Here is a 10,454-nt window from a genome sequence, read left to right on the forward strand (position 1 = left end):
GCTCGCTCCATGTCGGAGGGTAGACCGCTAAAGTGGTATGGTGACATGCCACTCAGATAAATGACAGGCATCTTGTTGAATGAACGGATTTAAGGAATGAAAAAAATTAATACTTTCATCCAACAGGATACAGAACTCGGCTTACAGGCTGACTGCTTTTTTTCAACTATAATTCCAAATGAATGCCATGAAGAAAAAAATAACCGATATATGGAAATTCATCACTTATGATATCTGGCGCATCACGGAGGACGAAGTGACCAGAACCAAATTTTCGGTTTATAACGTCATTAAAACCATTTACCTCTGTATCAACCGCTTCACGAAAGACCGTATCGTCAATAAAGCCTCTGCATTGACATATAGCACACTGCTTGCCATTGTGCCCATACTCGCCATCGTATTCGCCATTGCGCGGGGATTCGGCGTATCCACCATCATGGAGCATCAATTCCGCAACGGCTTTGGAGGGGCAACGGAAGCTTCCGATACGATCCTTGAATTCGTAAACTCTTACTTATCACAAACCAAAGGCGGAATTTTTATCGGAGTGGGTTTAATCATGCTGTTATGGACAGTCATCAATCTGGTAAGCAACATCGAAATTACATTCAACCGCATCTGGGGAGTAAAGAAAGCAAGAAGCATGTATCGCAAAATCACCGATTACTTCTCCATGTTCCTATTAATGCCTATTCTGATTGTCGTATCAGGCGGTCTTTCTATTTTCATGAGTACTATGCTGAAGCAAATAGAGGATTTCGTATTGCTGGCTCCTATCATAAAATTTCTGATACGGCTTATCCCTTTCGTACTGACTTGGTTTATGTTTACAGGGCTTTACATCTTTATGCCCAACACGAAGGTAAAGTTTAAGCATGCACTCATTTCGGGTATTCTTGCCGGTTCTGCTTATCAGGCATTCCAGTTCCTATACATCAGCAGTCAGTTATGGGTATCGCGCTACAATGCCATTTATGGAAGTTTCGCCGCGCTGCCGATGTTTCTGTTATGGCTGCAAATATCCTGGACCATTTGCCTGTTCGGTGCCGAACTGACTTATGCCGGACAGAACCTCAGAAACTTCAGTTTCGATAAAGATACACAAAACATCAGCCGTCGTTACCGCGACTTCATATCTATTCTTATCATGTCTCTCATAGCCAAACGTTTCGAACGTAACGAGCCACCTTATACAGCCGAAGAGATATCAGAAGAACATCAGATCCCGATCCGGCTTACAAACCAAACGTTGTATCAATTACAGGAAATCAACCTGATACATGAGGTAGTAACCGATCAGAAAAGCGAAGAAATCGCCTACCAGCCCTCTATGGATCTCAACCAATTGAATGTAGCAGTAGTACTTGACCGGCTGGACACCTATGGCTCCGAGAATTTCAAAATCGATAAAGAAGTTGAATTCAGTGATGAATGGCGGATTCTGGTGGAATCAAGAGAAGAATATTACAAGAAGGCAAGCAAGGTATTACTGAAAGAACTGTAAAATAGTGAGTAGTGATACCACTACTCACCAGTCACTATTTCAGTATTTATTATATGAGACCACCTTCTCCCTTGCCTTGCGGATTTTCTTCCGTTTCTCTTTCAGAGGATAGCCGATAATGATATCGAGCAGCAACCGCTTGGAAGAGGGAATACCAGTCAGTTGCTTGATCTTTTTTTCATCAAACCAGCCAAGAATACATGAGCCTAAGCCTTCGCTTTCTGCGGCAAGAACCATATGGGAAGCAGCAATGCCTATGTCAATCAAAGGGAAATGTTTGTCTTTCACTTTCCCTCCCAGCAGAGAGGTGATATTGGCAGATTCTTCTACAATCAAAATATGTACGGGAGCATCTTTAGCAAACTTATTCATTCCCAATCCGGCGGCCGCCCTTCCCACTTTACCGGCTAAATCCTTATCTGTGACTACCACAAACTTCCACGGTTGCGCGTTACAAGCCGAAGGAGCCAGACACCCCGCTTCTAATATACGAACTAACTTTTCCGGCTCTACCGGACGCTCCTTGTCATAAGCACGGTCGCTTTGCCGGGAATTGACTAATTGCTGAAAATCCATGTGACTTATAAATTATGATTCATCAATCAGACAATCATCCGACTGATATATTTACCGATAATATCAAACTCGATATTCACTATGCTGCCAATAACGAAAGTATGGAAATTGGTATGCTCATAAGTATAAGGTATGATAGCCACCTGGAAGGTATCATCCGTAGGGTTACATACTGTCAGACTAACACCATTTACCGTTACCGACCCTTTGTCTACAGTAATATATCCACGTTTCGCCATCTCTTTGTCAAATGCATATTTGAACGTGAAATACCAACTTCCATCCGCATCCTTTATATCCACGCAAGTAGCGGTCTGGTCCACATGTCCTTGCACGATATGCCCGTCCAAACGGCCGTTCATCATCATGCTACGTTCTACATTCACCTTGTCACCTACCTTCAGCAGCCCGAGATTGGAACGTTCCAGAGTCTCTTTCATGGCAGTCACGGTATAGGTATCATCAGTAAGATCAACTACTGTCAGACACACCCCATTGTGTGAAATACTTTGGTCGATTTTCAGTTCATTCACAAACGAACACTTGAAGGTAAAGTGTATATTCTCCTGGTCTTTCACCAGTGCTACAAGGGTAGCATATTCTTCTACTATTCCGGAAAACATAAAGCGGTTTATTATTAATAATTTAACGATTCACTATCTATGATTGAAGAATACGCTTCAAAACATACTCATTAATCATAGATGCAAAGATACAAAATTGAAACCGATAAACGTGGACTAAACAAATAATCTGTGTTAATTGTTATGAGCTATAGACGCAAAAAAAATGGGGCTTTTCACAAAGCTCCATTTCTCAGTTTTCAATAGGTATTAGTTTTTTTTTAAGGTAAAAAGATTGTTTTCAGGATAACGGTGCAAATATAGGTCCTTTTCCTGTTATGAACCAAATTATAAAACATGTCTTATAACATCTTTTTGAAAAATCTTTGGATTTATTATCATTTCAAGAAAAATCTCCTGTAACTTACCCGTTACAGGAGACAAATATAGAACATTTTTTTAAGTAGCACTAATTTTTGTATAAAAAGTTTCAAAATGTTACTTTTCCTGATAGTGTTCATCCGTCTTTCCGCTGTGCTTGAGCACCTTTGCATCAATGAAGAACACAATTTCTTCGGCAATATTCGTTATATGGTCTCCGGAGCGTTCCAACTTACGGAATACACTGACAAGATTCAGACAGGAAAGCATGCTTTCCGGATGTTCTTTCATATAGCCGGCAAGAACAGAGGTAGCCCCGGCATTGATTTCATCCAGAAGATTATCCTTCGCAAAAACCGATGTTGCCAATTCGATACTTTCCTCATTCAAGGCACGTTTTGCCAGTTCGAGCATAGAGAGCACCTCCCCCTGCATCTCTTCCAAACGCAGATGTTTCAGTAAGTCCGGGTCCAATGCAGGCTCTTCACACTTCAATACGAAACGGGCAATTCCTTCGGCAAAATCTCCCAGGCGTTCCAGATTGGTATTTATTTTGAGCATTGCAAGCACAAAGCGCAAATCAATGGCTACCGGATTATACAAAGCAATCACATCCTCCACATCGCTGTCTATCTTAAGCTCAAAAGCATTCACCCGCCGTTCACGGACAATAACCTGTTGAGCCAACTCTTTATCGAGCGTGAGTACAGCCTCTCCTGCCCTATCCAACTGATTATAAACCAGTGTCCACATTTCGTCAATCTCTTTTTTAAGCAGAATGAGCTCCGATTCTATAAACTTTACCATAGTATGAAATAATTAAAATTAAAAAAATTAAGGAATACCAGACCCGACATCCACATAGATTCCTACCCAAACCTCCCGGTAATATAATTCTGTGTTGCCTCTTTTTCCGGATTTGTAAAAATTTTCTTTGTATCGTCGTATTCCACCATTTGCCCCAGATAGAAGAAAGCCGTTTTATCACTAACGCGGGCAGCCTGCTGCATATTGTGCGTCACGATCACAATGGTGTATCGCTCCTTCAACTCATGAATCAGCTCCTCCACCTTTGCAGTAGAAATGGGATCGAGTGCGGATGCCGGTTCATCCATCAACAAAACCGTAGGAGAAACAGCCATTGCACGGGCAATACAAAGGCGCTGCTGCTGTCCGCCGGAAAGAGCGTACGCCGACTCCTTCAACTTATCTTTCACCTCATCCCAAAGCGCAGCACCTTTCAGGGTCTCTTCCACCCGTTGACGGATGAAAGCATTGTCTTTCACTCCATTTACACGCAAGCCATAGGCAACATTTTCAAAAATACTTTTCGGAAAAGGATTCGGACGCTGAAAAACCATTCCTACGTTTTTCCGTAGTTCATCTACTTCTATCCCCTTATCGTAGATATTCTCACCATTGATACGGATTTCTCCTGTCAGACGGGTGGCAGGAATCAAATCATTCATACGGTTAAACAGGCGGAGAAAAGTAGATTTACCGCATCCGGAAGGGCCGATAAAAGCAACTACGGACTTCTCTTCTATCTCCATACTGATCCCTTTCAAAGCATGAAAGTCACCATACCAAAAATTTACATCACGGGCATTTATCATAAAAATATCATTCTTTTTATTTACGATTAGACGATTTACAATTTACGATTGATATTACAACTGTCTTGAATTGCATCGCATTTCGTTTCGAGTTGTATTGCAATTTATAGTACCGTAAATCCATTTATCTCCAATTGTAAATCGTCTAATCATAAAATCTCTTTATCTAACTTCAATCGTAATTCGTAAATCGTCTAATCGTAAATCCATCTGTCTCTTTAGTTTGTTCTTACCTTTTTCTCAAAATATCTTCTTAATGCATTTGCCAATAAATTTATCAGCAATATGATCACAATCAGTACCAACGCCGTGCCATAGGCCAACGGTAGCTGGGCATCCATATCTGTCCCACTGGTCGATATCACATACAGGTGATAGGGCAAGGCCATACACTGATCTAAAATACTTGTAGGCAACTGCGGCAAGAAATAAGCCGCACAAGTAAACAATATCGGAGCCGTTTCGCCGGATACACGTCCCAAAGCAAGAATCAGTCCGGTTATGATATTAGGAACTCCCATCGGTAAAATAACATACCAGATAGTCTGTAATTTAGTAGCCCCCAAAGCCCGGCTTCCCTCGCGTAAACTATCGGGAATCGCCTTCAAGGCCTCTTCCGTAGTACGGATCACCAAAGGTACACAAAGCAATCCCAGTGTCAGCGAACCGGCCAGTATGCTATCGCCAAAACCAAGATAGTTCACAAACAAAGCCATACCGAAAAGCCCGAATACAATAGACGGAATACCACTCAGATTATTTGTCATCACACGTATAAAACGAACGAGTTTCCCTTTCGGAGCATATTCATTCATATAAATGCCACTCATCACCCCCACCGGAAAAGCGAAAAGCGCACTACCTACCATCAGATAAAATGTACCTACAATAGCGGGCCAGATACCTCCTCCCGTCATACCATCGGTAGGTGCCGAAAAGATAAAATCCCAACTGATGACACCGACACCTCTATATATAATGAAACCCAATATCGTAAAAAGAATCAAGACGATGCATACACTCAACAAACGGAATATTCCGAAAGCGATCTTCTGCGAACGGCGTTTGGCTTTATTATTACTTGTTATTTCCATCTCTATTTATTTTTCTTTTTCATCTGATACACTGTCGGCATTCATTTGATATATTGTTAGCATACATCTGATATATTGTCAGCATTCACTTGATATAGTGTTGGTTCGCATCTGATATATTGTTAACCTTCATCAAGTGTACTATCCGTTTTCATTTGCTGCGTTTCACACCTTTGGACGAAATATATTCCACGCTAAAATTGATTATTAATGTAATAAAGAACAGCACTACCCCCAGCAAGAACAAAGCCTGGTAATGAGGGCCTCCTGCAGGGGCTTCTCCCAGTTCGGCAGCAATAGTAGCGGGAATGGTGCGCAGAGGTTCCAGAATAGTAGTCGGAATCACCGCAGCATTTCCGGTTACCATCAGCACGGCCATTGTTTCACCGATAGCACGGCCGATGCCCAGTACCACCCCCGAAGTTATGCCGGAAATAGAATACGGAATAACCACTTTATAGGTAGTCTGCCATTGCGAAGCTCCCAAAGCCAGACTCGCTTCACGCATGGCTCGCGGACAATTACGCATGGCGTCTTCCGTAACGGTAATAATGGTAGGCAATGCCATGATAGCCAGCACAATGCTTCCTGCCAACCCGCTCTCTCCCACCGGGAGATCGAACACCTTCTGTATAAGCGGCACTATTACAATCAGCCCGAAGAACCCGTACACCACCGATGGTATGCCACTCAACAATTCAATAACAGGTTTCAACCATTTACGCACTTTCGAACCGGCTATTTCGGACATATAAATAGAAACCGAAAGTCCGAAAGGCAACGCTATAAGAATCGCAAAAAGACTCACCCACAACGTGCCCGTAATCAAAGGTAAAAAGCCGAATAAAGGCGCCGGAGTTGCCGTAGGAAACCACTCAGCGCCTGCAAACACGTCTTTCACAGAAATCGTATTGTCTTTGATAAAATGCACCTGTTCCGGTTCGGTGATAAACTGCTGCGGAACAAAAGCAACAATTCCCGGAGTCTTTTCAACCAGTTTCGTAATACATGCCCCGGCATGTTGATAAGCATCCCCCAATTCTTCTTCCGTATAATACCGGGTGATATCCTCCAAACGGAAAACCCGGATAGGGAGATTCTCCCCACCGAGTTCTTCCCAGTTCGTTATCTCTTCATCGAAAACATCTTTTATCTGAGCCGGACTCAGTTGATTGACCTTATTCTCCTTATTCAAAGCGAGAACATATCCTTCTTCTATCACCTTACTGCCAAACAGCCCGAATGCTTCGGTAAACAAGAACAGTACGATAAGCAGGATCGTAATACTTGTAACAAAACCGCTACAAGTCAATATTCCTTCCACTATCTTTTCAAAAATCTTCTTCATACCTGTTGATTTCTGATGCAAAGGAAAGGGTATTATGTTAAGACGGTGTGAACATCGTTTGAAGGAATTGTTTCAAACATATTACAATCCTGTTACAATGAATACCGAAGAAGATTTTGAAACAGCAATGTAACATCTTCTCCTTTAATTTGCCATCGCAATCAGTCATTGCCCCCATAAATTATCATTCATAAAACCCATAAGTTGAATCTATTTCAAATAATAGTCAGTTCATGTATATTAAATCATAATTCATCATTCCCATGAAAGTAAAAAGTATATTATTTCTATTTTTTTCCCTTGCCATTACCAGTCTCCATGCCCAACGCATCAAGGGTAGTGATACCGTCCTTCCGGTTGCCCAGCAAACTGCAGAGCGTTTCATGAACAAACATGCCGATGCCCGCGTCACCGTCACCGGAGGCGGAACCGGTGTGGGTATCGCCGCATTGATGGACAACACAACAGACATTGCCATGGCTTCCCGTCCCATCAAGTTTAGTGAAAAGATGAAAGCCAAAGCCGCCCAAACAGATATAGAAGAGACGATTGTCGCCTATGACGCCTTGACCGTGGTGGTGCATCCCTCCAATCCGGTAAAACAGCTTACACGTCAGCAACTGGAAGACATCTTCCGTGGTAAAATCACCAACTGGCAACAGGTAGGAGGTGAAAACCGGAAAATCATCGTTTACTCCCGCGAGACTTCTTCGGGAACTTACGAGTTCTTCAAAGAAAGCGTACTGAAGAACAAGAACTACATGTCCGGCAGCCTTTCCATGCCCGCCACCGGTGCCGTGATTCAATCTGTCAGCCAGACCAAAGGTGCTATCGGCTATGTCGGTCTGGCCTATGTATCACCACGTGTCAAAACATTAGCCGTATCCTACGATAACGGTATGCATTATGCCCATCCCAGTGTGGAAAACGCGACAAATAAAACTTACCCTATCGTGCGTCCCCTTTACTATTACTATAATGCGAACAACAAAGAAGCAGTAGCCCCTCTCATCGACTTTATTCTCTCCGGCGAAGGACAGGATATAATAAAAAAGAGCGGATATATTCCGGTGAAATAAGGATATACGAAAAAAATATCATACTTTTGTAGCATATTTGGTTACGAGTCATCTTCAGCAGTTATTATCTCTCGTAACTCATAACTTATTTAAACGCTATGACAGATATTAAGGACGAAGAGGTTACAGGCGAAAAGAAAAGCCTCAACTTTATTGAGCAAATTGTAGAAAATGATTTAAAAGAAGGTAAAAACGGAGGAAAGGTGCAGACACGTTTCCCGCCGGAACCGAACGGCTACCTTCATATCGGCCATGCCAAGGCTATTTGCCTTGATTTCGGTCTGGCAGCCCGTCACGGTGGCGTGTGCAACCTTCGTTTCGACGATACAAACCCGACCAAAGAGGACGTAGAGTATGTAGAAGCCATCGAAGAAGATATCAAATGGCTGGGTTTCGAGTGGGGAAATGTGTATTATGCATCCGATTATTTCCAGCAACTCTGGGACTTTGCCGTACGGTTGATCCAAGAAGGAAAAGCCTACATCGACGAGCAGACTTCCGAACAAATCGCCGCACAAAAAGGAACTCCCACCCAACCGGGAACCGAAAGCCCTTACCGCAACCGTCCTGTCGAAGAGAGCCTTACCCTGTTCCGCAAGATGAACAGTGGCGAGATCGAAGAAGGTGCTATGGTGCTCCGTGCCAAAATCGACATGGCAAACCCGAATATGCACTTCCGCGACCCGATTATCTATCGTGTGGTGAAACATCCTCACCACCGTACCGGAACCACTTGGAAAGCCTACCCGATGTACGACTTTGCACACGGACAAAGTGACTTCTTCGAAGGAGTTACCCATTCACTCTGTACGTTGGAGTTCGTCGTGCACCGTCCACTGTACGACCTGTTTATCGACTGGCTCAAAGAAGGCAACGACCTGAACGATAACCGCCCCCGCCAGTACGAATTCAACAAGTTAAACCTCAGTTATACCCTGATGAGTAAACGCAACCTGCTTACTCTGGTGAAAGAAGGCTTGGTGAACGGCTGGGACGACCCCCGTATGCCTACCATCTGCGGATTCCGCCGTCGCGGATACTCCCCGGAGTCCATCCGTAAGTTCGTTGATAAAATAGGATATACCACCTACGATGCGCTTAATGAGTTCGCGCTGCTGGAAAGTGCCGTTCGCGAAGATCTGAATATTCGTGCAACCCGTGTTTCCGCCGTATTGAATCCGGTAAAATTGATAATCACCAACTATCCCGAAGGCAAAGTGGAAGAGCTGGAAGCCATCAACAATCCCGAAGATCCGGAAGCCGGAAGCCATACCATCGAATTCAGCCGTGAACTGTGGATAGAACGCGAAGACTTCATGGAAGATGCTCCGAAAAAATATTTCCGAATGACTCCGGGCCAGGAAGTACGTCTCAAAAATGCCTACATCGTGAAGTGTACAGGCTGCAAAAAAGATGAAAACGGAACGATAACCGAAGTGTACTGTGAATACGACCCGCATACCAAAAGCGGCATGCCCGATGCAAACCGCAAGGTCAAAGGGACACTGCACTGGCTCAGTTGCGCCCATTGCCTGCCTGCCGAAGTACGCCTTTACGACCGTCTCTGGAAAGTAGAAAATCCACGCGACGAACTGGCCGCCATCCGCGAAGCCAAAAACTGCGAAGCCCTGGAAGCCATGAAAGAGATTATCAACCCCGATTCATTGCAGATACTTAACCGCTGCTACGTCGAAAAATTCGTAGCCACCCTGCCTAATCTCTCTTATCTGCAATTCCAGCGAATCGGTTATTTTAATATAGACAAAGACTCCACTCCCGACAAGTTAGTATTCAACCGTACCGTAGGGTTGAAAGATACATGGGGGAAAATTAACAAATAGTGATAAGCGATAAGTGATAAGTGATTAGTGCAATGCAGCATATAGCGTAGCCTACTAATCACTAATCACTTATCATTACATTATTAATTACTAATCACTTATCACTACATCACATGGCAAGAAAAAATAATTCATCTGATAAAGATCAGGAACTAAACGAACTCATAGCCGACTACGAAACGGCGAAAAAAGAAAACAAACCACTTTATCTGGATGGAGACCAACTCGCGGATATTGCTGACAGATATGCCCTCAGTCGGCGCTTTGATGAAGCACAGGAAGTAATCAGCTACGGCCTGGAACTTCATCCGGGACATACCGACCTCATGGTAGAACAGGCTTATCTGTATCTGGACACCATGAAACTCCAGAAAGCCAAGAACGTAGCCGAATGCATAACCGAAACCTACGAAACGGAAGTCAAGTTGCTGAAAGCCGAAATCCTGCTG

General features: G+C 43.5%; 9 protein-coding genes and 1 pseudogene. 4 read left to right on the forward strand and 6 right to left on the reverse strand.

Annotated features, from left to right (window positions below; translation table 11 throughout):
- Positions 1-187: 187 nt before the first annotated feature.
- Complete coding sequence (locus QVP90_RS00930; protein WP_005931102.1) at positions 188-1,507, forward strand: YihY/virulence factor BrkB family protein; 1,320 nt, start codon at positions 188-190, stop codon at positions 1,505-1,507.
- Positions 1,508-1,546: 39 nt separating this feature from the next.
- Here the strand turns inward: QVP90_RS00930 and QVP90_RS00935 are convergent, their stop codons facing one another.
- The 6 genes from QVP90_RS00935 to pstC all read right to left on the reverse strand — a co-directional run bounded on the left by QVP90_RS00935 (position 1,547) and on the right by pstC (position 7,085).
- Positions 1,547-2,083 carry a nitroreductase family protein gene (locus QVP90_RS00935; protein WP_005931099.1) on the reverse strand — a complete coding sequence of 179 codons (537 nt, stop codon included), beginning with the start codon at positions 2,081-2,083 and terminating at the stop codon, positions 1,547-1,549.
- Between the two features lie 26 nt (positions 2,084-2,109).
- Positions 2,110-2,706, reverse strand: coding sequence for a riboflavin synthase (locus QVP90_RS00940; RefSeq protein ID WP_005931096.1), 597 nt, complete (start codon positions 2,704-2,706; stop codon positions 2,110-2,112).
- 438 nt (positions 2,707-3,144) lie between these two features.
- Positions 3,145-3,834, reverse strand: a complete 690-nt coding sequence (gene phoU / locus QVP90_RS00945; RefSeq protein WP_005931095.1) for a phosphate signaling complex protein PhoU — start codon at positions 3,832-3,834, stop codon at positions 3,145-3,147.
- Positions 3,835-3,896: 62 nt separating this feature from the next.
- Positions 3,897-4,643 carry a phosphate ABC transporter ATP-binding protein PstB gene (gene pstB, locus QVP90_RS00950; RefSeq protein ID WP_005931094.1) on the reverse strand — a complete coding sequence of 249 codons (747 nt, stop codon included), beginning with the start codon at positions 4,641-4,643 and terminating at the stop codon, positions 3,897-3,899.
- Between the two features lie 218 nt (positions 4,644-4,861).
- A complete protein-coding gene (gene pstA, locus QVP90_RS00955) occupies positions 4,862-5,737 on the reverse strand; it encodes a phosphate ABC transporter permease PstA (protein ID WP_021935442.1) in 876 nt (291 codons plus the stop codon).
- Between the two features lie 151 nt (positions 5,738-5,888).
- Positions 5,889-7,085, reverse strand: a complete 1,197-nt coding sequence (gene pstC, locus QVP90_RS00960; RefSeq protein ID WP_021935443.1) for a phosphate ABC transporter permease subunit PstC — start codon at positions 7,083-7,085, stop codon at positions 5,889-5,891.
- A 263-nt stretch (positions 7,086-7,348) separates the two neighbouring features.
- On the opposite strand from pstC, the gene QVP90_RS00965 reads away from it, so the two are divergent.
- From QVP90_RS00965 to QVP90_RS00975, 3 genes and pseudogenes are all read left to right on the forward strand, one after another.
- Complete coding sequence (locus tag QVP90_RS00965; protein ID WP_021935444.1) at positions 7,349-8,164, forward strand: PstS family phosphate ABC transporter substrate-binding protein; 816 nt, start codon at positions 7,349-7,351, stop codon at positions 8,162-8,164.
- Between the two features lie 98 nt (positions 8,165-8,262).
- The gene (locus QVP90_RS00970) at positions 8,263-10,005 is read left to right on the forward strand and encodes a glutamine--tRNA ligase/YqeY domain fusion protein (RefSeq protein WP_005931086.1); all 1,743 of its coding nucleotides are present in this window, start codon (positions 8,263-8,265) and stop codon (positions 10,003-10,005) included.
- Between the two features lie 113 nt (positions 10,006-10,118).
- Positions 10,119-10,454: pseudogene (locus tag QVP90_RS00975) on the forward strand (tetratricopeptide repeat protein); the annotation flags it as partial.

Origin of the sequence: Bacteroides sp. CAG:189 (assembly GCF_000432295.1) — a bacterium.
GTDB classification, from domain to species: Bacteria; Bacteroidota; Bacteroidia; order Bacteroidales; family Bacteroidaceae; genus Bacteroides; species Bacteroides salyersiae.